Raw genomic sequence first — 25,093 nt, 5'->3', positions numbered from 1 at the left:
ACCACCGCCACTCACGGCATACACGAAGAAGAAAGGCGCCATCATGGCCAAGCTCAGCACCGACGAGCTCCTTGAGGCTTTCAAGGAGATGACCCTCATCGAGCTCTCCGAGTTCGTCAAGCAGTTCGAGGACACCTTCAACGTCACCGCCGCCGCGCCCGTCGCGGTTGCCGGTGCCGCCCCCGCCGCCGGTGGTGGCGACGCCGCCGCCGAGGACGAGCAGGACGAGTTCGACGTCGTCCTGGTCGCTGCCGGTGACAAGAAGATCGCCGTCATCAAGGAGGTCCGCACGCTGACCTCCCTCGGTCTCAAGGAGGCCAAGGACCTCGTCGACGGCGCTCCCAAGCCCGTTGTCGAGAAGGTCGACAAGGCCACGGCCGAGAAGGCCAAGGAGCAGCTCGAGGCCGCAGGCGCGACCGTCGAGGTCAAGTGACCTGAGCCTCTCCCGAGGCTGAGCACTCCGCGAACGGGCGGGATGGATCGTGATGATCCGTCCCGCCCGTTCCGCATGCCCAGGCACAAAAGTTCGCGGTATGCCGCCCGTAGGCTTGACGTTCGCGCCTGCGCCAGTCATTCTTTGCGGGTCACACCGCGTGCCTTCCGTATGCGACGGCGACCGTACCCGCATCCCGCGTCCGCGCTGGATTGGACAGGGTTGGACTGTTGTGCCCTTTTGGGTCTAGACTGTTGCTTTGCCCTGTCCATGACCTCCGCCTGCTCTCGTTGAGCGACCTCTGCGTGCCCCTGCCGCATCCCGGCAACTGCACCCAGCGTTCGGCTCGTCCACGTTGAGCGGACCGGCAGTGATGGGCCGTGCGACCTCCGTACAAACACATGGCCAGTGGAAGGACCATCCTTGGCTGCCTCGCGCACCGCGTCCAAGATCGTGACCACCGCAATGACGGCTACGGGCCGTCTCTCGTTCGGCAAGATCCGTGAGCCCATGGAGGTCCCTGACCTCCTCGCCCTGCAGACCGAGAGCTTTGACTGGCTCCTCGGCAACGAGCGCTGGCAGGAGCGTGTCGCACAGGCACGCGCCGCCGGTCGCGACGACGTGCCGGAGCGTTCGGGACTCGAGGACATCTTCGAAGAGATCTCCCCGATCGAGGACTTCAGCGGCTCGATGTCGCTGTCGTTCCGCGACCACCGCTTCGAAGACGTCAAGTACTCCATCGAGGACTGCAAGGAGCGCGACCAGACCTACTCCGCGCCCCTGTTCGTCACCGCGGAGTTCATGAACAACACCACCGGCGAGATCAAGAGCCAGACCGTGTTCATGGGCGACTTCCCGCTCATGACCGAGCGCGGCACCTTCATCATCAACGGCACCGAGCGGGTCGTCGTCTCGCAGCTCGTCCGCAGCCCGGGCGTCTACTTCGAGCGCACGCCCGACAAGACGTCCGACAAGGACATCTACACCGCCAAGATCATCCCGAGCCGCGGAGCCTGGCTCGAGTTCGAGATCGACAAGCGCGACATGGTCGGCGTCCGCGTCGACCGCAAGCGCAAGCAGTCCGTCACCGTCCTCCTCAAGGCGCTCGGCATGACCGAGGCGCAGATCCGTGAGGAGTTCGCCGGCTACGAGTCGATCGAGCTCACCCTCGACAAGGACAACACCGAGGGCCAGGACGACGCGCTGCTCGACATCTACCGCAAGCTCCGTCCGGGCGAGCCGCCCACCCGTGAGGCCGCGCAGAACCTGCTCGACAACCTCTACTTCAACGGCAAGCGCTACGACCTGGCCAAGGTTGGTCGCTACAAGATCAACAAGAAGCTCGGCATCGAGGGCGACCTCACCAACTCCACGCTCAACGTCGACGACATCGTCGCGACGATCAAGTACATCGTGGCCCTGCACAACGGTGACGAGACCCTCCCGGGCCGTCGCAAGGGCGAGGACGTCGCGATCCGCGTCGAGACCGACGACATCGACCACTTCGGCAACCGTCGCCTGCGCAACGTGGGTGAGCTCATCCAGAACCAGGTCCGTACCGGCCTGTCCCGTATGGAGCGCGTCGTGCGTGAGCGCATGACGACCCAGGACGTCGAGGCGATCACGCCGCAGACCCTGATCAACATCCGCCCCGTGGTGGCCTCGATCAAGGAGTTCTTCGGAACCTCGCAGCTGTCGCAGTTCATGGACCAGAACAACCCGCTCTCCGGGCTGACGCACAAGCGTCGTCTGTCCGCGCTGGGCCCGGGTGGTCTCTCCCGTGACCGCGCCGGCATGGACGTGCGTGACGTCCACCCGTCGCACTACGGCCGCATGTGCCCGATCGAGACCCCTGAGGGCCCGAACATCGGGCTCATCGGCTCGCTGGCGTCCTATGGCCGTATCAACGCGTTCGGCTTCATCGAGACCCCGTACCGCAAGGTCACCAAGGGCCGCGTCACCGACGAGATCCACTACCTGTCGGCCGACGAGGAGGACGAGCACGTCATCGCCCAGGCCAACGCCGCGCTCGACTCCACCGGTGAGCGCTTCGCCGAGGAGCGCGTGCTCGTGCGCGTCAAGGGTGGCGAGGTCGAGTACATCCCGGCCGACGACGTCGACTACATCGACGTCTCCGCCCGCCAGATGGTCTCGGCCGCGACCGCGCTCATCCCGTTCCTCGAGCACGACGACGCCAACCGTGCGCTCATGGGTTCCAACATGCAGCGTCAGGCGGTGCCGCTGGTCAAGGCCGAGGCCCCGCTGGTCGGCACCGGCATGGAGCTGCGTGCAGCCGTCGACTCCGGTGACGTCGTCGTCGCCGAGAAGGCCGGGGTCGTGACCGAGGTCTCCGCCGACCTCGTCACCGTCGCCGCCGACGACGGCACGTCGCGCACCTACCGGATCGACAAGTTCACCCGGTCCAACCAGGGCAATAGCTACAACCAGCGCGTCACCGTCAACGAGGGTGACCGCGTCGAGAAGGGTGGCCTCATCGCCGACGGTCCCGCGACCGACGGTGGCGAGATGGCCCTGGGTCGCAACCTGCTCGTGGCGTTCATGCCGTGGGAGGGCCACAACTACGAGGACGCGATCATCCTCAGCCAGCGCCTGGTGCAGGACGACGTCCTCTCCTCGATCCACATCGAGGAGCACGAGGTCGACGCCCGCGACACCAAGCTGGGCCCCGAGGAGATCACCCGGGACATCCCCAACGTCTCCGAGGAGGTCCTCGCGGACCTCGACGAGCGCGGGATCATCCGCATCGGTGCCGAGGTCCGCGACGGCGACCTCCTCGTCGGCAAGGTCACCCCCAAGGGTGAGACCGAGCTGACCCCCGAGGAGCGCCTGCTCCGTGCGATCTTCGGTGAGAAGGCGCGCGAGGTCCGCGACACGTCCCTCAAGGTGCCCCACGGCGAGACCGGCACGGTCATCGGCGTCAAGGTGTTCGACAAGGACGAGGGCGACGAGCTCCCCCCGGGCGTCAACCAGCTGGTGCGCGTCCACGTCGCCAACAAGCGCAAGATCACCGATGGTGACAAGCTCGCCGGCCGTCACGGCAACAAGGGCGTCATCTCCAAGATCCTGCCCGTCGAGGACATGCCGTTCCTCGAGGACGGCACGCCGGTCGACGTCGTGCTCAACCCGCTCGGTGTCCCCGGCCGCATGAACATCGGCCAGATCCTCGAGCTGCACCTGGGTTGGGCCGCGAGCCGTGGTTGGGAGATCGTGGGCAACCCCGAGTGGGCCAACCTCATCCCCGACGACGCGCGTTCGGCCGAGCCCGGCACCCGCGTCGCGTCCCCCGTCTTCGACGGTGTGCGCGAGAACGAGATCGTCGGCCTGCTCGACAGCACCCGCGAGACCCGTGACGGTGTCCGTCTCATCGACGGCTCCGGCAAGACGCCGCTCTTCGACGGCCGCTCCGGCGAGCCGTACCCGGAGCCGGTGTCGGTGGGCTACATGTACATCCTCAAGCTGCACCACCTCGTGGACGACAAGATCCACGCGCGCAGCACGGGCCCGTACTCGATGATCACCCAGCAGCCGCTCGGCGGTAAGGCCCAGTTCGGTGGCCAGCGCTTCGGTGAGATGGAGGTCTGGGCGCTCGAGGCCTACGGCGCGGCCTACGCGCTGCAGGAGCTGCTCACGATCAAGTCCGACGACGTCAACGGCCGCGTGAAGGTCTACGAGGCCATCGTCAAGGGCGACAACATCCCCGAGCCCGGCATCCCCGAGTCCTTCAAGGTGCTCATCAAGGAGATGCAGAGCCTGTGCCTCAACGTCGAGGTCCTGTCCAGTGATGGCCAGGCGATCGAGATGCACGACGCCGAGGAAGACGTCTTCCGTGCGGCGGAGGAGCTCGGGATCGACCTGTCGCGTCGCGAGCCCAGTTCGGTCGAAGAGGTCTGACCGGTATGCCGTGTGCTCCCCTCGCGCTGACAGCGCGAGCCGAGCACACGGCATACCCCAGCCTTTCCTGACCCACATTCAGACTTAAGCAAGAGCAACGAGAGAAGGAACCACGTGCTCGACGTCAACTTCTTCGACGAACTGCGCATTGGCCTCGCCACGGCCGACTCCATCCGTGAGTGGAGCCATGGCGAGGTGAAGAAGCCCGAGACCATCAACTACCGCACCCTCAAGCCCGAGAAGGACGGACTCTTCTGCGAGAAGATCTTCGGTCCGACCCGTGACTGGGAGTGCGCCTGTGGCAAGTACAAGCGCGTCCGCTTCAAGGGCATCATCTGTGAGCGCTGCGGCGTCGAGGTGACCCGTGCGGCCGTGCGTCGTGAGCGGATGGGCCACATCGAGCTCGCCGCCCCCGTCACCCACATCTGGTACTTCAAGGGCGTCCCGTCACGCTTGGGCTACCTGCTCGACCTCGCGCCGAAGGACCTCGAGAAGGTCATCTACTTCGCCGCCTACATGATCACGAGCGTCGACGAGGAGCAGCGTCACACCGACCTGCCCTCGCTCGAGGCCCAGATCGAGGCCGAGAAGAAGGAGCTCGAGAACCGTCGCGACGTCGACGTCGACACCCGCGCCAAGAAGCTCGAGGGCGACATCGCCGCGCTTGAGGCCGAGGGCGCCAAGTCCGACGCCAAGCGCAAGGTCCGCGACTCGGCCGAGCGTGAGATGAACCAGATCCGCAAGCGCGCCGATGCTCAGGTCGAGCGTCTCGCGCAGGTGTGGGACCGGTTCAAGAACCTCAAGGTCCAGGACCTCGAGGGCGACGAGATCCTCTACCGCGAGATGCGTGACCGCTTCGGTCTGTACTTCGAGGGTGGCATGGGTGCGGCGGCGATCCAGAAGCGTCTGGAGTCCTTCGACCTCGAGGCCGAGGCCGAGCTCCTGCGCGAGATCATCGCCACGGGCAAGGGTCAGAAGAAGACCCGCTCGCTCAAGCGCCTCAAGGTGGTCTCCGCCTTCATGACGACGACCAACAAGCCGTCCGGCATGGTCCTCGACGCCGTCCCGGTCATCCCGCCCGACCTGCGCCCGATGGTGCAGCTCGACGGTGGCCGCTTCGCGACGTCGGACCTCAACGACCTCTACCGTCGTGTCATCAACCGCAACAACCGCCTCAAGCGACTGCTCGACCTCGGTGCTCCCGAGATCATCGTCAACAACGAGAAGCGGATGCTGCAGGAGGCCGTCGACAGCCTCTTCGACAACGGCCGTCGCGGTCGCCCGGTCACGGGCCCCGGCAACCGTCCGCTCAAGTCGCTGTCCGACATGCTCAAGGGCAAGCAGGGACGCTTCCGCCAGAACCTCCTCGGCAAGCGCGTCGACTACTCCGGCCGTTCGGTCATCGTCGTCGGCCCCCAGCTCAAGCTGCACCAGTGCGGCCTGCCCAAGCAGATGGCTCTCGAGCTGTTCAAGCCGTTCGTGATGAAGCGCCTGGTCGACCTCGACCACGCCCAGAACATCAAGTCGGCCAAGCGCATGGTCGAGCGTCACCGTTCCGTCGTGTGGGACGTCCTCGAAGAGGTCATCACCGAGCACCCGGTCCTGCTCAACCGCGCACCCACCCTGCACCGCCTCGGCATCCAGGCCTTCGAGCCCCAGCTGGTCGAGGGCAAGGCCATCCAGATCCACCCGCTCGTCTGCACCGCCTTCAACGCGGACTTCGACGGTGACCAGATGGCCGTGCACGTGCCGCTCTCCGCAGAGGCGCAGGCCGAGGCCCGCATCCTCATGCTCTCGAGCAACAACATCCTCAAGCCGGCTGACGGTCGCCCCGTGACCATGCCGACCCAGGACATGATCATCGGCCTGTTCCACCTGACCTCGCCCGTCGAGGGCAGCCAGGGTGAGGGCCGGGTCTTCTCGACCGTGTCCGAGGCCCGCATGGCCTTCGACCGTGGCGAGATCCTGCTGGGCACGCCGGTCAAGATCCGCCTCCACCACGTCGTCCCGACGCCGGGTGCGGAGCTGCCCGAGGGCCTCGAGGTCGACGACGAGGGCTACCTCGCCGAGTGGTTGGTCGACACGAGCCTGGGCAACGCGCTCTTCAACGAGACGCTGCCCATGGACTACCCGTACGTCAACGACCAGGTCGACAAGAAGCGTCTCTCGACGATCGTCAACGACCTCGCGGAGCGCTACAGCAAGGTGCAGGTCGCGGCCTCGCTCGACGCGCTCAAGGAGTACGGCTTCCACTGGGCCACCCGGTCCGGCATCACGGTCGCCATCTCCGACGTCGTCACGCCTCCCAAGAAGCTCGAGATCCTCGAGGGCTACGAGGTCAAGGCCACCAAGGTCCAGGTCCAGTACGAGCGTGGTCTCATCACCGACGACGAGCGTCGTCAGGAGCTCATCGAGATCTGGACCCAGGCCACCAACGAGGTCGCCAAGGAGATGGAGGCCAACATCCCGGCCACCAACACCATCTACCGCATGGTGTCCTCGGGTGCACGAGGCAACTGGATGCAGCTGCGCCAGATCGCCGGTATGCGTGGGCTCGTGTCCAACCCGAAGGGCGAGATCATCCCCCGCCCGATCCGCGCGAACTTCCGCGAGGGTCTGTCGGTGCTCGAGTTCTTCATCTCCACGCACGGCTCGCGCAAGGGCCTGGCGGACACCGCGCTCCGCACGGCCGACTCGGGCTACCTCACGCGTCGTCTCGTCGACGTCTCGCAGGACGTCATCATCCGTGAGGACGACTGTGGCACCGACCGTGGCCTGGCCATGCCGATCGCCGCGACCGACGAGCGCACGGGCAACCGCACCATGCACGACGACGTCGAGACCTCGGTCTACGCCCGCACGCTGGCCGAGGACGTCATCAAGGACGGCGAGACGCTGGCCGAGGCCGGCATCGACCTCGGTGACGTCGTCATCGGTGCGCTCTTCGCCGCCGGTGTCGACAGCGTCAAGGTCCGCTCGGTCCTGACCTGCGACAGCAAGGTCGGCACGTGTGCGCTCTGCTACGGCCGTTCGCTGGCCACGGGCAAGCTCGTCGACATCGGCGAGGCCGTCGGCATCATCGCGGCCCAGTCGATCGGTGAGCCCGGCACCCAGCTGACGATGCGTACCTTCCACACCGGTGGTGTGGCCGGTGACGACATCACGCAGGGTCTGCCGCGTGTCGTCGAGCTCTTCGAGGCCCGCACCCCCAAGGGTGTCTCGCCGATCGCCGAGGCCAGTGGCCGCGTCACGATCGAGGAGACCGACAAGGCTCGTCGCATCCTGCTCACGCCGGACGACGGCTCCGAGGAGCACGCCTACCCGGTGAGCAAGCGTGCGCGCCTGCTCGTCACCGACGGTCAGAGCGTCGAGGTCGGCACCCAGTTCGCCGTGGGTTCCATCGACCCCAAGCAGGTGCTGCGCATCCTGGGCCCGCGCAAGGTGCAGATGCACCTCGTGGACGAGGTCCAGCACGTGTACCGCCAGCAGGGTGTGTCGATCCACGACAAGCACATCGAGGTCATCGTGCGGCAGATGCTGCGCCGGATCACGATCATCGAGGCCGGCAACGCGGACCTGCTCCCGGGCATGCTCGCCGAGCGCGGTCGCTTCGAGGACGAGAACCGTCGCGTCGTCGCCGAGGGTGGAACCCCTGCCTCGGGTCGTCCCGAGCTCATGGGCATCACCAAGGCCTCGCTGGCGACGGAGTCGTGGCTGTCCGCGGCCTCGTTCCAGGAGACCACGCGCGTCCTCACCGAGGCCGCCATGGAGGGCAAGTCCGACTCCCTCCTCGGCCTCAAGGAGAACGTCATCCTCGGAAAGCTCATCCCTGCCGGGACGGGCCTCACGCGCTACCGCAACATCAACGTGGAGCCGACCGAAGAGGCGAAGGCCGCCATGTACTCGATGCCGAACTACGACGAGTTCGCCTACCCGGCCTTCGGTCCGGGCTCGGGCGAGGCCGTCCGGCTCGACGACAGCGAGCTCGGTCTCGACCGCCTCTGAGCTCCACCCCAGCAACACCTTTCCCGGCTGATCAGGGAAACGGAGCGTTCCCCCCGGAAACTTTCCGGGGGGAACGCTCCGTTTCCGGGCCGAACCCGGCGGGGTGAGAGGGTGGGGCGCATGCGTGACGACATGATCATCCGGCGCGAGCGCCCCGAGGACTTCGCGGCGATCGCTGCCCTGCACGACGACGCGTTCGAGCGGGTCGAGGGTGCTGCCCGCTCGGTCGAGTCGAGCCTGGTGGACGAGCTGCGCGGCGACGGCGACGTCATCGACGAGCTGACCTTCGTCGCCGAGCTCGACGGCGCGGTCGTCGGGCACGTCATGTGCTCGGCGGCGACGATGGGGGAGCGGCCCTCCGTCGGTCTGGGCCCCATCGGCGTCACCCCGGCCCTGCAGCAGCAGGGCATCGGAGCGGCCCTCATGGCCTCGGTCATCGCCTCCGCCGACCAGCGCGGGGACGTCGCGATCGTGTTGCTGGGGGACCCCGGCTACTACGCCCACTTCGGCTTCGTCCCGGCCGGCGACCTCGGCATCGGCTCGCCCGGGCCGTGGGACCCGGCGCAGTTTCAGGTCAAGACGCTGCGCGCCTGGCGCCCGGAGCAGGCGGGCCCGTTCCGCTACGCCCCGGCCTACGAACGCCTCGAGGCCTGAGCCCAGAGACAGCTGGTCCACCCCCGCCACGTCTGCGCCGGTCGCACGACCGGCACTCAACGTGGTGACCGGTGCTCGTACGCGGATGGCGGTCGTCAGGCACTGCGCCTGTCGAGCGACCGGCGCAGTGGTGACGAGGCATCCGGCACCCTCGTCCGAGAGCGTCCGCGCACGTCGCCCGCCGCGATTTGGTGCCCTCCCGGCCTACCGGTATCGTTGATCCTCGTGTCTGGCTAGGACCAGACGTTGGCCATGTTCAGCGCCGAGAGCGCGAGGGACGTGACCGCCCACCTCTCGCCGGGCACCCCACACCACGACCGAGTCGCTTCACTGTGACACGGCCTGGAGCGGGGAGTGCAGGGGAGAGCATCCGTTGCGACACACCCGAGCGCGGGGGTCGAGCACCGGACACCACCAAGGAGTCGCGGCATCCGCCCGACATCGACCAGATGAGACAAAGGATCCAGGTTGCCTACCATCAACCAGCTGGTGCGCAAGGGCCGGCAGGACAAGGTCACGAAGACGACCACTCCTGCCCTCAAGGGCTCTCCGCAGCGCCGCGGCGTGTGCACGCGTGTGTACACCACCACCCCCAAGAAGCCGAACTCCGCGCTCCGCAAGGTCGCGCGCGTCAAGCTGACCTCCGGCATCGAGGTCACGGCCTACATCCCCGGTGAGGGTCACAACCTCCAGGAGCACTCCATCGTGCTCGTGCGCGGTGGCCGTGTGAAGGACCTCCCCGGTGTTCGCTACAAGATCATCCGTGGCTCGCTCGACACCCAGGGTGTCAAGGGCCGCAAGCAGGCTCGCAGCCGTTACGGCGCCAAGAAGGAGAAGAAGTAATGCCCCGTAAAGGCCCCGCTCCGAAGCGCCCCCTCGTCATCGACCCGGTCTACCAGAGCCCGCTGGTGACCCAGCTGGTCAACAAGATCCTGCTCGACGGCAAGAAGTCCATCGCCGAGACGATCGTCTACGGCGCGCTCGAAGGCGCCAAGGAGAAGTCCGGCACCGACCCCGTGCTGCTGCTCAAGCGCGCCCTCGACAACATCAAGCCGACCCTCGAGGTCAAGTCCCGCCGCGTCGGCGGTGCGACCTACCAGGTCCCGATCGAGGTCAAGCCCAACCGCGCCGTGACGCTGTCCCTGCGTTGGCTCGTGGGCTACTCGCGTCAGCGTCGTGAGAAGACGATGACCGAGCGCCTCATGAACGAGATCCTCGACGCCTCCAACGGCCTCGGCGCTGCAGTCAAGCGTCGCGAGGACACGCACAAGATGGCCGAGTCCAACCGGGCCTTCGCGCACTACCGCTGGTGACTTCCCGGTATGCCGGGTGCGCTGCTTGCGCTCCCGGCATACCGGAACCGTGTGGTCGGGGTCTGACGCCCAAGCCACACCCCGTACGCACTTTCGTAACAAGCGAGATGAGAGCAACTACATTGGCACTCGACGTCCTGACGGACCTGACCAAGGTCCGCAACATCGGCATCATGGCGCACATCGACGCCGGCAAGACGACGACGACGGAGCGCATCCTCTTCTACACCGGCGTCAACCACAAGATCGGCGAGACCCACGACGGTGCCTCGACGACCGACTGGATGGAGCAGGAGAAGGAGCGCGGCATCACGATCACGTCTGCCGCCGTGACCTCCTTCTGGGGTGACAACCAGATCAACATCATCGACACCCCCGGTCACGTCGACTTCACCGTCGAGGTGGAGCGCTCGCTGCGCGTGCTCGACGGCGCCGTTGCCGTGTTCGACGGCAAGGAGGGCGTGGAGCCCCAGTCCGAGACCGTGTGGCGCCAGGCCGACAAGTACGACGTCCCCCGCATCGCGTTCGTCAACAAGATGGACAAGCTCGGCGCGGACTTCTACTTCACCGTCCAGACGATCAAGGACCGCCTCGGTGCGGAGCCGCTGGTCATCCAGCTGCCCATCGGCGCCGAGAACGACTTCGTCGGTGTCATCGACCTCGTCGAGATGCGTGCCCTGGTGTGGCCCGGTGACGCCAAGGGTGACGTGACCATGGGCGCCAAGTACGAGGTCCAGGAGATCCCCGCCGACCTCCAGGCCAAGGCCGACGAGTACCGCCACCTGCTCATCGAGCGTGTCGCCGAGTCCGACGACGAGCTCATGGAGAAGTACCTCGGTGGCGAGGAGCTCACCGTCGCCGAGATCAAGGGCGCCATCCGCCAGCTGACCGTCTCCTCGACGCTCTACCCGATCCTGTGTGGCTCCGCCTTCAAGAACCGTGGCGTCCAGCCGATGCTCGACGCTGTCGTCGACTTCCTCCCCTCGCCCATCGACGTCCCCCCGATGGTCGGCCACAAGCCGGACCACGAGGAGATCCCGATGACGCGTCGTCCGGACCGCACCGAGCCGTTCTCCGCGCTCGCCTTCAAGGTCGCGAGCCACCCGTTCTTCGGCACGCTCACCTTCATCCGCGTCTACTCCGGCCGCATCGCCGCGGGCTCGCCGGTCGTCAACACGACCAAGGGCAAGAAGGAGCGCGTCGGCAAGCTCTTCCAGATGCACGCCAACAAGGAGAACCCGGTCGAGGAGGCCCTCGCCGGTCACATCTACGCCGCGATCGGCCTCAAGGACACCACGACCGGTGACACCCTGAGCGACCCCGACCAGCAGATCGTGCTCGAGTCGATGTCGTTCCCGGACCCGGTCATCCAGGTCGCGATCGAGCCCAAGACCAAGGGTGACCAGGAGAAGCTCTCCACGGCCATCCAGAAGCTCTCCGCCGAGGACCCGACCTTCCAGGTCCACCTCGACGAGGACACGGGCCAGACGATCATCGCCGGCATGGGCGAGCTCCACCTCGACATCCTCGTCGACCGCATGAAGCGCGAGTTCAAGGTCGAGGCCAACGTCGGCAAGCCGCAGGTCGCCTACCGCGAGACCATCAAGGGCACGGTCGAGAAGCACGACTACACCCACAAGAAGCAGACGGGTGGCTCCGGCCAGTTCGCCAAGATCCAGATCCGTCTGGAGCCCTTGGACACGACGGAGTCCGGCGAGCTGTACGAGTTCGAGAACAAGGTCACCGGTGGTCGCGTCCCGCGCGAGTACATCCCGTCGGTCGACGCCGGTATCCAGGACGCCATGCAGTACGGCGTGCTCGCGGGCTACCCGCTCGTCGGCATCAAGGCCTCGCTGCTCGATGGGGCCTACCACGACGTCGACTCCTCGGAGATGGCGTTCAAGATCGCTGGGTCGATGGCGCTCAAGGAGGCTGTCCGCAAGGCCAACCCCGTGATCCTCGAGCCGATGATGGCTGTCGAGGTGCGTACGCCCGAGGAGTACATGGGCGACGTCATCGGCGACATCAACTCGCGCCGTGGCCACATCCAGGCCATGGAGGACATCAGCGGCGCCAAGGTCGTTCGCGGCCTCGTCCCGCTGTCCGAGATGTTCGGTTACGTCGGAGACCTCCGGTCGAAGACGCAGGGCCGGGCGAACTACTCGATGGAGTTCGACTCCTACGCAGAGGTTCCCAAGTCCGTCGCCGAAGAGATCATCGCCAAGACCCGGGGCGAGTGACCGCTAGACTGGTCGCCGGTCCGGATCTGGGTCACACGTCGGCACGCACTGCCGAGTCGACAATGTTCCAGAACAACCACATGCACAACCCCAAGTACGACGCCACGTCCCGCACGGCCGTGAAGCGTTTCACCAAAGAAGAGTCCTGAGGAGGACAACAAAGTGGCGAAGGCAAAGTTCGAGCGGACCAAGCCGCACGTCAACATCGGCACCATTGGTCACATCGACCACGGTAAGACGACGCTGACGGCTGCGATCTCGAAGGTCCTGCACGACAAGTACCCGGACCTGAACCCGCAGTTCGCGTTCGATGACATCGACAAGGCACCCGAAGAGAAGCAGCGCGGTATCACCATCTCCATCGCGCACATCGAGTACCAGACCGAGAAGCGTCACTACGCACACGTTGACTGCCCCGGTCACGCGGACTACGTCAAGAACATGATCACCGGTGCTGCCCAGATGGACGGTGCGATCCTGGTCGTGGCCGCCACTGACGGCCCCATGCCGCAGACCAAGGAGCACATCATCCTGGCCCGCCAGGTTGGCGTCCCCTACATCGTGGTGGCGCTCAACAAGGCCGACATGGTCGACGACGAGGAGATCCTCGAGCTCGTCGAGATGGAGGTCCGTGAGCTCCTCTCGGCCTACGAGTTCCCGGGCGACGACGTCCCCGTGGTCAAGGTCTCGGCGCTCAAGGCGCTCGAGGGCGACGCCGAGTGGGGCAAGACCGTTCTCGAGCTCATGGATGCAGTCGACGAGACCATCCCCGAGCCCGAGCGTGACGTGGACAAGCCGTTCCTCATGCCCGTCGAGGACGTCTTCACGATCACCGGTCGTGGCACCGTCGTCACCGGCCGTATCGAGCGTGGCATCCTCAAGGTCAACGAGGACGTCGAGATCGTCGGCATCCACGAGGGCCCCGCGACCAAGACCACGGTCACCGGCATCGAGATGTTCCGCAAGCTCCTCGACGAGGGTCGTGCGGGCGAGAACGTCGGCCTGCTCATCCGTGGCATCAAGCGCGAGGACGTCGAGCGCGGCCAGGTCATCTGCAAGCCGGGCTCGATCACGCCGCACACGAACTTCGACGCGAACGTCGTCATCCTGTCCAAGGATGAGGGTGGCCGTCACACGCCGTTCTACGACAACTACCGTCCCCAGTTCTACTTCCGCACCACGGACGTCACCGGCGTCGTCTCCCTGCCCGAGGGCACCGAGATGGTCATGCCCGGTGACAACACCGAGATGTCGGTCGAGCTCATCCAGCCGATCGCCATGGAAGAGGGCCTCAAGTTCGCCATCCGTGAGGGTGGCCGGACCGTCGGCGCCGGTCGCGTCACCAAGATCACCAAGTAACAGTCGACGACGTCGTCGTCGTCGGGCGAGCTTGATCGACCGACTACTGCGTTCCTGACGCACTCGAGAAGGGCCCCGTCTGCTTCGTGCAGGCGGGGCCCTTCCGCACGTCCTCGGTGGTCCGTCCACGTGCCCGGGGCCGGCACTGCTGGCCACACAGGTGAGTGACAGGTCGGCCATGGGCTCGCGACAGACCGACGGCCCAGTCTTGAGCGAACAGGTCGACCACTCCGGGTCGGCTTGAGACGAGAGGACACCCCTCATGCCCAGGATCACCATCACGTCCGCACTGGCCGGTGTGGCCGGCGCGACCGCCGTGACGCTCGCCGGCTTCGGTGCCAACGCCGCGCTCGCCGAGAGCACGCCCACCCCGAGTCCGAGCTCGTCAGCCTCGGCGCAGCAGCCCGGCACCACCACTCCCGGCGGCACCACCGCCGGCGCTCCCGGTGACCGTGGTGGACCCGGTGGACCCGGTCACGGGCCGGGTGGGATGAAGGGCGCCGACGCCGCCGCGTTGGCCACGGCGCTCGGCCTCGACGAGGCCACGGTTCAGGCGGCGATCACGACGGTGCGTGAGGCCAACCGGCCCACACAGCCGCCGACGGAGGGCGCCACGCCCACCGAGGCGGACCGCGAAGCCCGCCGGACGGCATACGTCACGGCCCTGGCCAAGGAGCTGGGCGTCTCCGCGAGCAAGGTCACCACTGCCCTCGACACGCTCGAGAGCGCCCGCGAGGCCGAGCACCGCACGGCGATGTCACAGCGTCTCGACACGGCGGTGAAGGACGGCACGCTCACCGAGGCCGACAAGGCGTCGGTGCTCAAGGCGTTCGACGCCGGTGTGCTCGGGGGAGGGCCTCGCTGACCGCAGGCTCATGCACGCAGGAGCCCCCGCGGGACAGGGACCCGCGGGGGCTCCTGCCGGTCCAGGTCATGGTCCCGGCGCATGCCGCTGCCGGTGGCGGGTATCAGGTGCCCATGGCACACGAGCAGAAGAGCACGACGAAGGCCCGGACGGCACCGCCTGCAGACTCGGCGGCGAAGCCCGACTCGCCGGGTGACATCACCAAGCCCTCCTGGCGCTACACCGCCAAGCGCGCGTGGGCGGAGTTCAGCTCCGACCACTGCACCGACCTCGCTGCCGCGCTGACCTACTACTCCGTGCTGGCGTTGTTCCCGGCGCTGCTGGCGCTGGTCTCGCTGCTCGGGCTCTTCGGGCAGGGGGAGTCGACGACGCAGACTCTGCTCGGCATGGTGCGCGACCTCGGCCAGTCCGACGTCGCCAACCAGCTCGAGGGTCCGATCAAGCAGATGACCCAGACCAGCTCGGCCGGGTTCGCCCTGCTCGCCGGTGTCCTGGGCGCGCTCTGGTCGGCCTCGGGCTACGTCGGTGCCTTCGGCCGCGCGAGCAACCGGATCTACGAGATCGACGAGGGCCGCCCGTTCTGGAAGCTCCGTCCGCTCCAGCTCCTCCTCACGCTCGTCGGCATCGTCCTCGTGGGCCTGGTCCTCGTCGGGCTCGTCGTCAGCGGACCCGTGGCCGAGACGGTGGGGAAAACGATCGGGCTCGGCTCCACGGCGGTGACCGTCTGGAGCATCGCGAAGTGGCCCGTCCTGCTCCTCGTCGTGGTCCTGCTCGTCGCGATGCTCTACCACGCCACCCCCAACGTGAAGCAGCCGAAGTTCCGGTGGGTGAGCATCGGAGCCGTGGTCGCGATCGTCGTCTGGGTGCTCGCCTCGCTGCTCTTCGGGCTCTATGTCGCGAACTTCGGTTCCTACAACAAGACCTACGGCTCCCTGGCCGGGGTCATCGTCTTCCTCCTCTGGCTGTGGATCACCAACCTCGCGCTGCTCTTCGGGGCCGAGGTCGACGCCGAGCTCGAGCGCTCGCGGCAGCTCCAGGCCGGCATCGAGGCGGAGGAGACGCTCCAGCTGCCGCCACGGGACGACTCCGGGTCGCGCAAGCGGGCGCGCAAGGAGGAGGAGCGGGTGGCGCAGGGCCGACGGCTGAGGGAGAGTGCGGTTGCACACGCCGACGGCGGGGGAGCGGGCGACGACGGCTCGAAGGACTGACGTTCCGGGCTGACGGAGCGCGGCAGCCCGGGTCGCAGCGACGCGCCACCGGCGCCGGTATGCCGTCCGCCCCCGTCCCGATTTGGTAGGTCACCCCCGCCTCTGGCACACTTGCTGGGTTGCTTGGTGCAGGACGTGATGCTTCGACCACTCGAAGGGTTCCGACCTAGCCCCCTGACTGTGAGAACACATCGAACCGGTTCGGCCGGGGCGACACACAGCAGGTGCGAGCAGCCCCCGGATTCCGGGGAAACGATCCATCCGACGGTTCCACGCAGAGATCGCGTATGCCGTCGGGCCGCGGAGCGGGCGCGACACGCCCGACCTCGGGGGTCGGAGCCGGGACCGGCACATTGACAGAAGTAAGAAGACGGCGAGAGAGAGACGGAAGCCAAGATGGCGGGACAGAAGATCCGCATCCGCTTGAAGTCGTATGACCACGAGGTCATCGACAACTCGGCGCGGAAGATCGTCGACACGGTGACCCGTGCCGGCGCAACGGTGGTCGGCCCTGTGCCGCTGCCCACGGAGAAGAACGTCTTCGTGGTCATCCGTTCGCCGCACAAGTACAAGGACAGCCGCGAGCACTTCGAGATGCGCACGCACAAGCGCCTCATCGACATCATCGACCCGACGCCCAAGGCCGTCGACTCGTTGATGCGTCTCGACCTGCCGGCTGACGTCAACATCGAGATCAAGCTCTGAGGGTTGACAGATGACTGACATTGCAACCAAGACCGTGAAGGGCGTGCTGGGCAAGAAGCTCGGCATGACCCAGGTGTGGGACGCCGACAACCGGCTCGTCCCCGTCACCGTCATCGAGGCCGGACCCTGCGTCGTGACGCAGGTCCGCAACGCCGAGACCGACGGCTACGCCGCGGTGCAGATCGCGTTCGGCGCGATCGACCCGCGCAAGGTGACCAAGCCGCTCACCGGCCACTTCGAGAAGGCGGGCGTCACGCCGCGCCGCCACCTCGTCGAGCTCCGCACCGCGGACGCCGGCGAGTACTCGCTGGGCCAGGAGCTCACCGCCGGGACGTTCGAGGCCGGACAGGCCGTCGACGTCTCCGCCACCACCAAGGGCAAGGGCTTCGCCGGTGTCATGAAGCGTCACGGCTTCCACGGCGTCTCCTCCTCCCACGGTGCGCACAAGAACCACCGCAAGCCGGGCTCGATCGGTGGCTGCGCCACCCCGGGTCGTGTCTTCAAGGGCATGCGCATGGCCGGCCGCATGGGTGGCGTGCGCCAGACCACCCAGAACCTCACGATCCACGCCGTCGACGCCGACAAGGGACTGCTGCTCGTCAAGGGCGCCGTTCCCGGTCCCCGCGGCGCGGTCGTGCTCGTCCGCAACGCCGTGAAGGGAGCGTGACCTCCATGGCCACGAACACCGTGAACGTCGAGCTGCCCGCCGAGATCTTCGACGTGCAGACCAACGTCCCGCTGATCCACCAGGTCGTCGTCGCCCAGCTCGCTGCGGCGCGCCAGGGCACGCACTCGACCAAGACCCGCGGCGAGGTCCGCGGTGGCGGTCGCAAGCCGCACCGCCAGAAGGGCACCGGTCGTGCCCGTGCGGGCTCGACCCGCGCGCCGCACTGGACCGGTGGTGGCGTCGTCCACGGGCCGACCCCTCGCGACTACTCGCAGCGCACCCCGAAGAAGATGAAGGCTGCTGCCCTGCGCGGCGCCCTCTCGGACCGGGCTCGTCACGGCCGCATCCACGTCGTGGCCTCGCTCGTCACGGGTGAGGTTCCCTCGACCAAGGAAGCCATCTCGCTGCTCGCAGGCCTGACCGAGCGCAAGAACATGCTCGTCGTCCTCGACCGCAGCGACATCGTGTCGATGAAGTCGGTGCGCAACCTGGACAACCTCCACGTCATCGTCGCCGACCAGCTCAACACCTACGACGTGCTGTGCGCCGACGACGTGGTCTTCACGCAGGCCGCCTTCGACGCGTTCGTCGCCGGGCCCGTCGCCAAGGTCAAGACCGCTGACGTCGAGGTCACCATCGTCGAGGCCGCCGCCGAGAAGCCGGCCGAGGCGAAGAAGGCACAGAAGGCCCCCAAGGCGGACAAGCCCGCCAAGGCCGACACGCCGGTCGCGCTCGTCGACACCGAGGACGCCGCGGACACCGACGGTGGCTTCGGCGCCGACAGCTCCGCTGCCCTCGAGGACGGCTCCGCTCCCGCGGGCTTCGAGGTCAAGGGCAACAAGGACTCGATGAAGTACCACGTGCCCGGTTCACGCTGGTACGACGCGACCGAGGCCGAGGTCTGGTTCCGCACCGCGGACGCAGCCAAGGCCGCCGGGTTCGTCCCGGCCGGTGGCGAAGCGGCCCAGCAGGTCGCTGAGGACTCCGAGGAGGAGCAGAAGTGAGCTCGTCAACATTGGGCAAGAACCCGCGCGACATCCTGCTGGCGCCGGTGGTCTCCGAGAAGTCCTACGGACTGCTCGACCAGGGCAAGTACACCTTCCTGGTGGACCCCCGCTCGAACAAGACCGAGATCAGGATTGCCGTCGAGGAGATCTTCGGCGTCAAGGTCGACTCGGTCCACACGTTGAACCGTCAGGGCAAGACCCGGCGCACCCGCTTCGGCCTGGGCAAGCGCAAGGACACCAAGCGCGCGATCGTCACCCTCCGCGAGGGCACGATCGACATCTTCGGCAGCGCTGGCGCCTGAGAGACGACTGAGGAACTTAAGGAAACACGACATGGGTATCCGCAAGTACAAGCCGACGACGCCTGGCCGTCGCGGCTCAAGCGTCGCCGACTTCGTCGAGGTCACGCGCACCACGCCTGAGAAGTCGCTCGTGCGACCGCTCACCAAGAGCGGTGGCCGCAACAACAACGGCCGCATCACGACGCGTCACATCGGTGGTGGCCACAAGCGCGCCTACCGACTCATCGACTTCCGTCGCCACGACAAGGACGGCATCCCGGCCAAGGTCGCTCACATCGAGTACGACCCCAACCGCACCGCCCGCATCGCGCTGCTCCACTTCGCCGATGGCGAGAAGCGCTACATCCTGGCCCCCAAGGGCCTGGAGCAGGGTGCGAGCATCGAGCACGGTCCCGGCGCTGACATCAAGCCCGGCAACAACCTGCCGCTGCGCAACATCCCGACCGGTACGGTCGTCCACGCCGTCGAGCTCCGCCCCGGTGGCGGCGCGAAGATCGCGCGCTCGGCCGGCGTCCGCGTCCAGCTCGTCGCCAAGGACGGTCCCTACGCCCAGCTGCGTATGCCGTCCGGTGAGATCCGCAACGTCGACGCGCGGTGCCGCGCGACGATCGGTGAGGTCGGCAACGCCGAGCAGTCCAACATCAACTGGGGCAAGGCCGGCCGCATGCGCTGGAAGGGCAAGCGCCCGACCGTCCGTGGTGTCGTCATGAACCCGGTCGACCACCCGCACGGTGGTGGCGAAGGCCGCACCTCCGGTGGTCGTCACCCGGTCAGCCCCTGGGGCAAGGCCGAAGGCCGCACCCGTCGCCCGGGCAAGCCGAGCGACAAGATGATCGTCCGCCGACGCCGCACTGGCAAGAAGCGCTGACAAGGAGCCATTGACACATGCCTCGTAGCTTGAAGAAGGGCCCCTTCATCGACGACCACCTTCAGAAGAAGGTGGACGTCCAGAACGAAGCGGGCACCAAGAACGTCATCAAGACCTGGTCGCGCCGTTCGGTCATCAGCCCGGACATGCTCGGCCACACCCTCGCCGTCCACGACGGCCGCAAGCACGTCCCGGTGTTCGTCACCGAGTCGATGGTCGGCCACAAGCTCGGCGAGTTCGCACCCACGCGCACCTTCAAGGGGCACGTGAAGGACGACAAGAAGGGCCGGCGCCGCTGATGGCCACCACGACCGAAACCACCGCCGTCACCCTGGAGGCGCGGGCCCAGGCCCGCCACGTCCGGGTGACCCCGCAGAAGGCGCGTCGAGTCATCGACCTCATCCGCGGCAAGAACGCCAGCGAGGCCATCGCCACGCTGCGCTTCGCCCCGCAGGGTGCGTCGGACCCGATCCTCAAGGTGCTCGAGAGCGCCATCGCCAACGCGCGGGTCAAGGCCGACAAGACCGCCGAGCGCTTCGACGAGCAGGAGCTCGTCATCACGTCCGCCTACGTTGACGAGGGCGCGACGATGAAGCGCTTCCGTCCGCGTGCGCAGGGCCGCGCCTCGCGCATCAACAAGCGCACGAGCCACATCACCGTGGTCGTCGCACCCAAGCGCGCAAACAACTCGAAGGGAGGCCGCTGAAGATGGGTCAGAAGGTCAACCCGCACGGCTTCCGTCTGGGTATCACGTCCGAGCACCGCAGCCGCTGGTTCGCCGACTCCACCAAGGAGGGTCAGCGCTACCGCGACTACGTCAAGGAAGACGTTGCCATCCGCAAGCTCATGTCCGAGGGCATGGAGCGAGCGGGCATCTCCAAGGTCGAGATCGAGCGCACCCGTGACCGTGTGCGCGTGGACATCCACACCGCACGTCCGGGCATCGTCATCGGTCGCCGTGGCGCCGAGGCCGACCGCATTCGCGGCGAGCTCGAGAAGCTCACGGGCAAGCAGGTGCAGCTGAACATCCTCGAGGTCAAGAACCCCGAGACCGACGCGCAGCTCGTCGCCCAGGGCGTGGCCGAGCAGCTCTCTGCCCGTGTCTCGTTCCGTCGGGCCATGCGCAAGAGCATGCAGTCGGCGACCCGCGCCGGTGCCAAGGGCATCCGCGTCCAGGTCTCCGGCCGTCTCGGCGGCGCCGAGATGTCCCGCACCGAGTTCTACCGCGAGGGTCGCGTGCCGCTGCACACCCTTCGCGCGAACATCGACGTGGGCTTCTACGAGGCCCGCACCACCTTCGGCCGCATCGGCGTGAAGGTCTGGATCTACAAGGGTGACCTCACCGCTCGTGAGCTCGCTGCCCAGCAGGCGACCGCGCCGCGTCAGGGCCGTGGCCCGCGCCGCGACGGTGCTGACCGTCCGGCTCGCGCCCGCCGCGACCGCACCGACGCACCTCAGGCGTCCGCCCCGCAGGCCGAGGTCGCCACCGCCGAGGCTCCGGCCGCGGCGACGACCACCGAGGGAGCGTCCAGCTGATGTTGATTCCCCGTCGCGTCAAGCACCGCAAGCAGCACCACCCGGGTCGTTCCGGCGCTGCCAAGGGTGGGACGGTCATCGCGTTCGGTGACTACGGCCTCCAGGCTCTCGAGCCGGCCTATGTCACCAACCGCCAGATCGAGTCCGCTCGTATTGCGATGACCCGCTACATGAAGCGTGGTGGGAAGGTGTGGATCAACATCTACCCCGACCGCCCGCTGACCAAGAAGCCGGCTGAGACCCGCATGGGTTCCGGTAAGGGTTCGCCCGAGTGGTGGATCGCCAACGTCAAGCCCGGACGCATCATGTTCGAGATCTCCGGTGTGTCCGAAGAGGTCGCGCGTGAAGCCATGCGCCTGGCCATGCACAAGCTGCCGATGAAGTGCCGCTTCGTCCAGCGTGAAGGTGGTGACTTCTGATGGCTATCGGTTCCAAGGACCTGATCTCCAACGAGCTGCGTGGGTTCGACGACGACAAGCTCGTCGACGAGCTGCGCAAGGCCAAGGAGGAGCTGTTCAACCTGCGGTTCCAGTCCGCCACCGGACAGCTCGACAACCACGGTCGGCTGCGCGCCGTTCGCAAGGACATTGCCCGGATCTACACCGAGATGCGCGAGCGTGAGCTCGGCATCGGGTCCGCCCCGGCCACGTCGGAGGACAGCAAGTGAGTGAGAACGTGAAGGACGAGACCATGCACACCCAGGCCGCTGAGACCGCTGCCCGGAACTACCGCAAGACCCGCCAGGGCTACGTGGTCAGCGACAAGATGGACAAGACCGTTGTCGTCGAGGTCGAGGACCGCGTGAAGCACGCGCTGTACGGCAAGGTGCTTCGTCGCTCCAGCAAGGTCAAGGCGCACGACGAGGAGAACGGTGCCGGCATCGGCGACCGCGTCCTCATCATGGAGACCCGCCCGCTCTCGGCGACCAAGCGCTGGCGCGTGGTCGAGATCCTCGAAAAGGCCAAGTAAAGCCCAGTTCGGCCAGGCTCTGCCGCTGCCGGCTCGTCCGGGGCAACGCAGAGAACCAGCACGACGTATAGGAGACAGATAAGTGATCCAGCAGGAGTCGCGAGTACGCGTCGCCGACAACACCGGTGCCAAGGAGATCCTGTGCATCCGTGTTCTCGGTGGCTCGGGTCGCCGGTATGCCGGTATCGGCGACACGATCGTCGCCACCGTGAAGGACGCCATCCCCGGTGGCAACGTCAAGAAGGGCGATGTCGTCAAGGCGGTCATCGTCCGGACCAAGAAGGAGCGCCGTCGTCCCGACGGTTCCTACATCAAGTTCGATGAGAACGCAGCAGTGCTGCTCAAGACCGATGGTGACCCTCGTGGAACCCGCATCTTCGGCCCGGTGGGTCGCGAGCTGCGTGAGAAGAAGTTCATGAAGATCATCTCGCTGGCGCCGGAGGTGCTCTGACATGGCCAAGTTCGGCATCAAGAAGGGCGACACCGTCCAGGTGCTCGCCGGCAAGGACAAGGGCTCGACCGGCAAGGTCATCTCCGTCGACCGCGAGAAGAACCGCGTCGTCGTCGAGGGTGTCAACCGCGTCACCCGCCACACCAAGGCCGGGCAGACTGCCCGCGGCAGCCAGACCGGTGGCCTCGTCGTCCAGGAGTCGCCGATCCACGTGAGCAACGTGGCCGTCGTCGACCCCGAGGACAAGAAGCCGACCCGCACCAAGACCCGCGTCGAGACCGTTGAGCGTGACGGCCGCCAGAAGGCGACCCGTACCCGCGTCAGCGTGCGCTCGGGCAAGGACCTGTGAGCCAGACCATGAGTACTCAGACTGAAACCACCGCTGTCAAGCCCCGGCTCAAGCAGCGCTACGCGGACGAGATCCGTGCGGGCCTGCTCGAGCAGTTCGGCTACGCCAACGTCATGCAGGTTCCCGGCGTCGTCAAGGTCGTCGTGAACATGGGTGTCGGCGACGCGGCCAAGGACAGCAAGCTCATCGACGGTGCGGTCCGGGACCTCACGGCGATCACCGGCCAGAAGCCGGTCGTCACCAAGGCCCGCAAGTCGATCGCCCAGTTCAAGCTGCGTGAGGGCATGCCGATCGGCACGCACACCACGCTGCGCGGTGACCGCATGTGGGAGTTCCTCGACCGCCTCATCTCGGTCGCGCTTCCCCGCATCCGTGACTTCCGTGGCATGAGCCCGAAGCAGTTCGACGGCCGCGGCAACTACACGTTCGGTCTCACGGAGCAGTCGATGTTCCACGAGATCGACCAGGACAAGATCGACCGCGTCCGGGGCATGGACATCACCATCGTCACCACCGCGACGAACGACGACGAGGGACGCGCGCTGCTCAAGGCGCTCGGCTTCCCGTTCAAGGAGAACTGAGATGGCCAAGACCGCTCTTGTCAACAAGGCGAACAAGAAGCCGAAGTTCAAGGTGCGCGGCTACACGCGCTGCCAGCGCTGCGGCCGTCCCCACTCCGTCTACCGCAAGTTCGGCCTGTGCCGGATCTGCCTGCGGGAGATGGCCCACCGTGGCGAGCTCCCCGGTGTGACGAAGTCGTCCTGGTGACCACGGCTGACCCAGCCAACCCGGTCCCGGCACAGCCGGGATCACGCCGCACACGCGGCATACCCCAAAACCATCTACATCGAAGGTCAGCCGGAGCAGCAGCCCCGGTCGAAACCACGGTGAGAGAGGGCGGAGAAGCCCAATGACAATGACTGACCCGATCGCGGACATGTTGACCCGCGTCCGGAACGCCAACTCGGCGCACAAGGACACGGTCGCCATGCCCTTCAGCAAGCTCAAGTCGCACATCGCGGAGATCCTCGAGGCCGAGGGTTACATCGCCGGTTGGACCGTCGAGGACGCCGAGGTCGGACAGACCTTGACCGTGAACCTCAAGTACGGCCCCAACCGCGAGCGCTCCATCGCCGGTGTCCGTCGCGTGTCCAAGCCCGGACTGCGCGTCTACGCCAAGTCGACCAACCTGCCCAAGGTTCTCGGTGGACTCGGTGTTGCCATCATCTCGACGTCGTCCGGTCTGCTCACTGACCGGCAGGCCGCTAGCAAGGGTGTGGGTGGGGAAGTCCTCGCCTACATCTGGTAAGGGGATCACGACATGTCGCGCATCGGACGTCTTCCGGTTGCCATCCCCTCCGGTGTCGAGGTCAACGTCGAGGGCCAGACCGTCAAGGTCAAGGGACCCAAGGGCGAGCTCGCACACACGGTGGCCCAGCCCATCCAGGTCGAGAAGACCGACGGTGAGGTCCAGGTGTCACGTCCCGACGACGAGCGCGAGTCGCGTTCGCTCCACGGCCTGACGCGCTCCCTCATCCACAACATGGTTCTCGGTGTCACCGAGGGCTACGTCAAGAAGCTCGAGATCCACGGCACCGGTTACCGCGTGCAGAACAAGGGCGGTTCACTCGAGTTCGCGCTCGGCTACTCGCACTCGATCACGGTCAACGCGCCGCAGGGCATCACCTTCACCGTCGAGAACCCCACGCGGTTCCAGGTCGAGGGCATCGACAAGCAGCTCGTCGGTGAGGTTGCCGCCAACATTCGCAAGCTCCGCAAGCCCGACCCCTACAAGGGCAAGGGCGTGCGTTACGCCGGCGAGCAGATCCGCCGCAAGGTCGGAAAGGCTGGTAAGTAAGCCATGGCAATGATCATCAAGCGTGCCAAGGGCAAGGTCGCCTCGCGCGGCCGTCGCCACATTCGTCTCCGCAAGCGCGTCACGGGCACCGCAGTCCGCCCGCGTCTCGTGGTCTCGCGCTCGTCGCGCCACGTCTTCGTCCAGGTCGTCGACGACACCCTGGGCCAGACGGTCGCCTCGGCCTCGACCATGGAGGCCGACGTCCGCTCCTTCGAGGGCGACAAGACCGCCAAGGCCAAGAAGGTCGGCGAGCTCGTGGCCGAGCGTGCCAAGGCTGCTGGCGTCGAGGCTGTCGTCTTCGACCGCGGTGGCAACAAGTACCACGGTCGCGTTGCGGCCATTGCCGACGGCGCCCGCGAGGGTGGGCTGTCGCTGTGACCTCCACCATCGTG

At 66.8% G+C, this 25,093-nt stretch carries 28 protein-coding genes; all 28 read left to right on the top strand.

Annotation, left to right across the window (positions count from 1 at the left end):
- Positions 1-43: 43 nt before the first annotated feature.
- The 28 genes from rplL to rplR all read left to right on the top strand — a co-directional run bounded on the left by rplL (position 44) and on the right by rplR (position 25,079).
- Positions 44-433 (top strand): 50S ribosomal protein L7/L12, encoded by a 390-nt coding sequence (gene rplL, locus ASG74_RS07205; RefSeq protein ID WP_056140805.1) that lies wholly within the window; start codon positions 44-46, stop codon positions 431-433.
- Positions 434-856: 423 nt separating this feature from the next.
- A complete protein-coding gene (gene rpoB / locus ASG74_RS07200; RefSeq protein ID WP_056140802.1) occupies positions 857-4,345 on the top strand; it encodes a DNA-directed RNA polymerase subunit beta in 3,489 nt (1,162 codons plus the stop codon).
- A gap of 114 nt (positions 4,346-4,459) precedes the next feature.
- Complete coding sequence (locus tag ASG74_RS07195) at positions 4,460-8,350, top strand: DNA-directed RNA polymerase subunit beta' (RefSeq protein ID WP_056140799.1); 3,891 nt, start codon at positions 4,460-4,462, stop codon at positions 8,348-8,350.
- A 120-nt stretch (positions 8,351-8,470) separates the two neighbouring features.
- Positions 8,471-9,004 carry a GNAT family N-acetyltransferase gene (locus ASG74_RS07190; protein ID WP_156465312.1) on the top strand — a complete coding sequence of 178 codons (534 nt, stop codon included), beginning with the start codon at positions 8,471-8,473 and terminating at the stop codon, positions 9,002-9,004.
- Positions 9,005-9,472: 468 nt separating this feature from the next.
- A complete protein-coding gene (gene rpsL, locus ASG74_RS07185) occupies positions 9,473-9,847 on the top strand; it encodes a 30S ribosomal protein S12 (RefSeq protein ID WP_009775972.1) in 375 nt (124 codons plus the stop codon).
- Positions 9,847-10,317 carry a 30S ribosomal protein S7 gene (gene rpsG / locus ASG74_RS07180; RefSeq protein WP_056140789.1) on the top strand — a complete coding sequence of 157 codons (471 nt, stop codon included), beginning with the start codon at positions 9,847-9,849 and terminating at the stop codon, positions 10,315-10,317. The genes rpsL and rpsG overlap by 1 nt, the downstream gene beginning before the upstream one ends.
- Before the next feature lie 122 nt (positions 10,318-10,439).
- Positions 10,440-12,557 carry an elongation factor G gene (gene fusA, locus ASG74_RS07175; protein WP_056140786.1) on the top strand — a complete coding sequence of 706 codons (2,118 nt, stop codon included), beginning with the start codon at positions 10,440-10,442 and terminating at the stop codon, positions 12,555-12,557.
- A 162-nt stretch (positions 12,558-12,719) separates the two neighbouring features.
- The gene (gene tuf / locus ASG74_RS07170) at positions 12,720-13,916 is read left to right on the top strand and encodes an elongation factor Tu (RefSeq protein ID WP_056140783.1); all 1,197 of its coding nucleotides are present in this window, start codon (positions 12,720-12,722) and stop codon (positions 13,914-13,916) included.
- A 262-nt stretch (positions 13,917-14,178) separates the two neighbouring features.
- Entirely contained in the window at positions 14,179-14,781 is a 603-nt protein-coding gene (locus ASG74_RS07165; RefSeq protein ID WP_056140780.1) for a hypothetical protein, read from the top strand.
- Between the two features lie 113 nt (positions 14,782-14,894).
- Positions 14,895-15,989, top strand: a complete 1,095-nt coding sequence (locus ASG74_RS07160) for a YihY/virulence factor BrkB family protein (RefSeq protein WP_056140778.1) — start codon at positions 14,895-14,897, stop codon at positions 15,987-15,989.
- A 396-nt stretch (positions 15,990-16,385) separates the two neighbouring features.
- Positions 16,386-16,694: a 30S ribosomal protein S10 gene (gene rpsJ / locus ASG74_RS07155; protein ID WP_009775966.1), complete on the top strand. Its 309-nt coding sequence runs from the start codon at positions 16,386-16,388 to the stop codon at positions 16,692-16,694.
- A 10-nt stretch (positions 16,695-16,704) separates the two neighbouring features.
- Positions 16,705-17,361: a 50S ribosomal protein L3 gene (gene rplC, locus ASG74_RS07150; protein WP_056140775.1), complete on the top strand. Its 657-nt coding sequence runs from the start codon at positions 16,705-16,707 to the stop codon at positions 17,359-17,361.
- A gap of 5 nt (positions 17,362-17,366) precedes the next feature.
- Positions 17,367-18,365, top strand: coding sequence for a 50S ribosomal protein L4, sunset domain variant (rplD, locus tag ASG74_RS07145; protein WP_056143282.1), 999 nt, complete (start codon positions 17,367-17,369; stop codon positions 18,363-18,365).
- Positions 18,362-18,670, top strand: coding sequence for a 50S ribosomal protein L23 (gene rplW / locus ASG74_RS07140; RefSeq protein WP_056140772.1), 309 nt, complete (start codon positions 18,362-18,364; stop codon positions 18,668-18,670). Before rplD ends, rplW begins: the two co-directional genes overlap by 4 nt.
- A 31-nt stretch (positions 18,671-18,701) precedes the next feature.
- Positions 18,702-19,538 (top strand): 50S ribosomal protein L2, encoded by an 837-nt coding sequence (gene rplB / locus ASG74_RS07135; RefSeq protein WP_056140769.1) that lies wholly within the window; start codon positions 18,702-18,704, stop codon positions 19,536-19,538.
- Positions 19,539-19,555: 17 nt separating this feature from the next.
- A complete protein-coding gene (gene rpsS / locus ASG74_RS07130; RefSeq protein ID WP_009775961.1) occupies positions 19,556-19,837 on the top strand; it encodes a 30S ribosomal protein S19 in 282 nt (93 codons plus the stop codon).
- Between the two features lie 32 nt (positions 19,838-19,869).
- The gene (gene rplV / locus ASG74_RS07125; protein ID WP_082569692.1) at positions 19,870-20,244 is read left to right on the top strand and encodes a 50S ribosomal protein L22; all 375 of its coding nucleotides are present in this window, start codon (positions 19,870-19,872) and stop codon (positions 20,242-20,244) included.
- A 2-nt stretch (positions 20,245-20,246) separates the two neighbouring features.
- Entirely contained in the window at positions 20,247-21,074 is an 828-nt protein-coding gene (gene rpsC, locus ASG74_RS07120) for a 30S ribosomal protein S3 (protein WP_056140763.1), read from the top strand.
- The gene (gene rplP / locus ASG74_RS07115) at positions 21,074-21,493 is read left to right on the top strand and encodes a 50S ribosomal protein L16 (RefSeq protein ID WP_056140760.1); all 420 of its coding nucleotides are present in this window, start codon (positions 21,074-21,076) and stop codon (positions 21,491-21,493) included. Before rpsC ends, rplP begins: the two co-directional genes overlap by 1 nt.
- A complete protein-coding gene (gene rpmC, locus ASG74_RS07110) occupies positions 21,493-21,741 on the top strand; it encodes a 50S ribosomal protein L29 (protein ID WP_056140757.1) in 249 nt (82 codons plus the stop codon). Before rplP ends, rpmC begins: the two co-directional genes overlap by 1 nt.
- 23 nt (positions 21,742-21,764) lie before the next feature.
- Positions 21,765-22,043 (top strand): 30S ribosomal protein S17, encoded by a 279-nt coding sequence (gene rpsQ / locus ASG74_RS07105; RefSeq protein ID WP_056143279.1) that lies wholly within the window; start codon positions 21,765-21,767, stop codon positions 22,041-22,043.
- Positions 22,044-22,125: 82 nt separating this feature from the next.
- Positions 22,126-22,494: a 50S ribosomal protein L14 gene (gene rplN, locus ASG74_RS07100; RefSeq protein ID WP_056140755.1), complete on the top strand. Its 369-nt coding sequence runs from the start codon at positions 22,126-22,128 to the stop codon at positions 22,492-22,494.
- A gap of 1 nt (position 22,495) precedes the next feature.
- Positions 22,496-22,843 carry a 50S ribosomal protein L24 gene (rplX, locus tag ASG74_RS07095; protein ID WP_056140750.1) on the top strand — a complete coding sequence of 116 codons (348 nt, stop codon included), beginning with the start codon at positions 22,496-22,498 and terminating at the stop codon, positions 22,841-22,843.
- Between the two features lie 8 nt (positions 22,844-22,851).
- The gene (gene rplE / locus ASG74_RS07090; protein ID WP_056143277.1) at positions 22,852-23,424 is read left to right on the top strand and encodes a 50S ribosomal protein L5; all 573 of its coding nucleotides are present in this window, start codon (positions 22,852-22,854) and stop codon (positions 23,422-23,424) included.
- A gap of 1 nt (position 23,425) precedes the next feature.
- Positions 23,426-23,611, top strand: coding sequence for a type Z 30S ribosomal protein S14 (locus ASG74_RS07085; protein ID WP_035902511.1), 186 nt, complete (start codon positions 23,426-23,428; stop codon positions 23,609-23,611).
- 142 nt (positions 23,612-23,753) lie between these two features.
- Complete coding sequence (gene rpsH, locus ASG74_RS07080) at positions 23,754-24,152, top strand: 30S ribosomal protein S8 (RefSeq protein WP_056140747.1); 399 nt, start codon at positions 23,754-23,756, stop codon at positions 24,150-24,152.
- Positions 24,153-24,164: 12 nt separating this feature from the next.
- Positions 24,165-24,701 carry a 50S ribosomal protein L6 gene (rplF, locus tag ASG74_RS07075; protein WP_056140744.1) on the top strand — a complete coding sequence of 179 codons (537 nt, stop codon included), beginning with the start codon at positions 24,165-24,167 and terminating at the stop codon, positions 24,699-24,701.
- 3 nt (positions 24,702-24,704) lie between these two features.
- Entirely contained in the window at positions 24,705-25,079 is a 375-nt protein-coding gene (rplR, locus tag ASG74_RS07070; protein ID WP_056140742.1) for a 50S ribosomal protein L18, read from the top strand.
- The last annotated feature ends 14 nt before the right edge of the window (positions 25,080-25,093 follow it).

This window comes from Knoellia sp. Soil729, from assembly GCF_001427985.1.
Taxonomy (GTDB): Bacteria; Actinomycetota; Actinomycetes; order Actinomycetales; family Dermatophilaceae; genus Knoellia.
The sequence above is the reverse complement of the archived record's forward strand: the minus strand, read 5'-3'. Positions and strand labels throughout refer to the sequence as shown.

What these genes read in the sequence shown, in the direction of transcription:
- rplL (WP_056140805.1), top strand. Translation starts at nt 44, where the DNA reads ATGGCCAAGCTCAGCACCGACGAGCTCCTTGAGGCTTTCAAGGAGATG.
- ASG74_RS07190 (WP_156465312.1), top strand. Translation starts at nt 8,471, where the DNA reads ATGCGTGACGACATGATCATCCGGCGCGAGCGCCCCGAGGACTTCGCG.
- rpsG (WP_056140789.1), top strand. Translation starts at nt 9,847, where the DNA reads ATGCCCCGTAAAGGCCCCGCTCCGAAGCGCCCCCTCGTCATCGACCCG.
- ASG74_RS07165 (WP_056140780.1), top strand. Translation starts at nt 14,179, where the DNA reads ATGCCCAGGATCACCATCACGTCCGCACTGGCCGGTGTGGCCGGCGCG.
- ASG74_RS07160 (WP_056140778.1), top strand. Translation starts at nt 14,895, where the DNA reads ATGGCACACGAGCAGAAGAGCACGACGAAGGCCCGGACGGCACCGCCT.
- rpsJ (WP_009775966.1), top strand. Translation starts at nt 16,386, where the DNA reads ATGGCGGGACAGAAGATCCGCATCCGCTTGAAGTCGTATGACCACGAG.
- rplC (WP_056140775.1), top strand. Translation starts at nt 16,705, where the DNA reads ATGACTGACATTGCAACCAAGACCGTGAAGGGCGTGCTGGGCAAGAAG.
- rplD (WP_056143282.1), top strand. Translation starts at nt 17,367, where the DNA reads ATGGCCACGAACACCGTGAACGTCGAGCTGCCCGCCGAGATCTTCGAC.
- rplB (WP_056140769.1), top strand. Translation starts at nt 18,702, where the DNA reads ATGGGTATCCGCAAGTACAAGCCGACGACGCCTGGCCGTCGCGGCTCA.
- rpsS (WP_009775961.1), top strand. Translation starts at nt 19,556, where the DNA reads ATGCCTCGTAGCTTGAAGAAGGGCCCCTTCATCGACGACCACCTTCAG.
- rpsC (WP_056140763.1), top strand. Translation starts at nt 20,247, where the DNA reads ATGGGTCAGAAGGTCAACCCGCACGGCTTCCGTCTGGGTATCACGTCC.
- rplP (WP_056140760.1), top strand. Translation starts at nt 21,074, where the DNA reads ATGTTGATTCCCCGTCGCGTCAAGCACCGCAAGCAGCACCACCCGGGT.
- rpmC (WP_056140757.1), top strand. Translation starts at nt 21,493, where the DNA reads ATGGCTATCGGTTCCAAGGACCTGATCTCCAACGAGCTGCGTGGGTTC.
- rpsQ (WP_056143279.1), top strand. Translation starts at nt 21,765, where the DNA reads ATGCACACCCAGGCCGCTGAGACCGCTGCCCGGAACTACCGCAAGACC.
- rplX (WP_056140750.1), top strand. Translation starts at nt 22,496, where the DNA reads ATGGCCAAGTTCGGCATCAAGAAGGGCGACACCGTCCAGGTGCTCGCC.
- rplE (WP_056143277.1), top strand. Translation starts at nt 22,852, where the DNA reads ATGAGTACTCAGACTGAAACCACCGCTGTCAAGCCCCGGCTCAAGCAG.
- ASG74_RS07085 (WP_035902511.1), top strand. Translation starts at nt 23,426, where the DNA reads ATGGCCAAGACCGCTCTTGTCAACAAGGCGAACAAGAAGCCGAAGTTC.
- rpsH (WP_056140747.1), top strand. Translation starts at nt 23,754, where the DNA reads ATGACAATGACTGACCCGATCGCGGACATGTTGACCCGCGTCCGGAAC.
- rplF (WP_056140744.1), top strand. Translation starts at nt 24,165, where the DNA reads ATGTCGCGCATCGGACGTCTTCCGGTTGCCATCCCCTCCGGTGTCGAG.
- rplR (WP_056140742.1), top strand. Translation starts at nt 24,705, where the DNA reads ATGGCAATGATCATCAAGCGTGCCAAGGGCAAGGTCGCCTCGCGCGGC.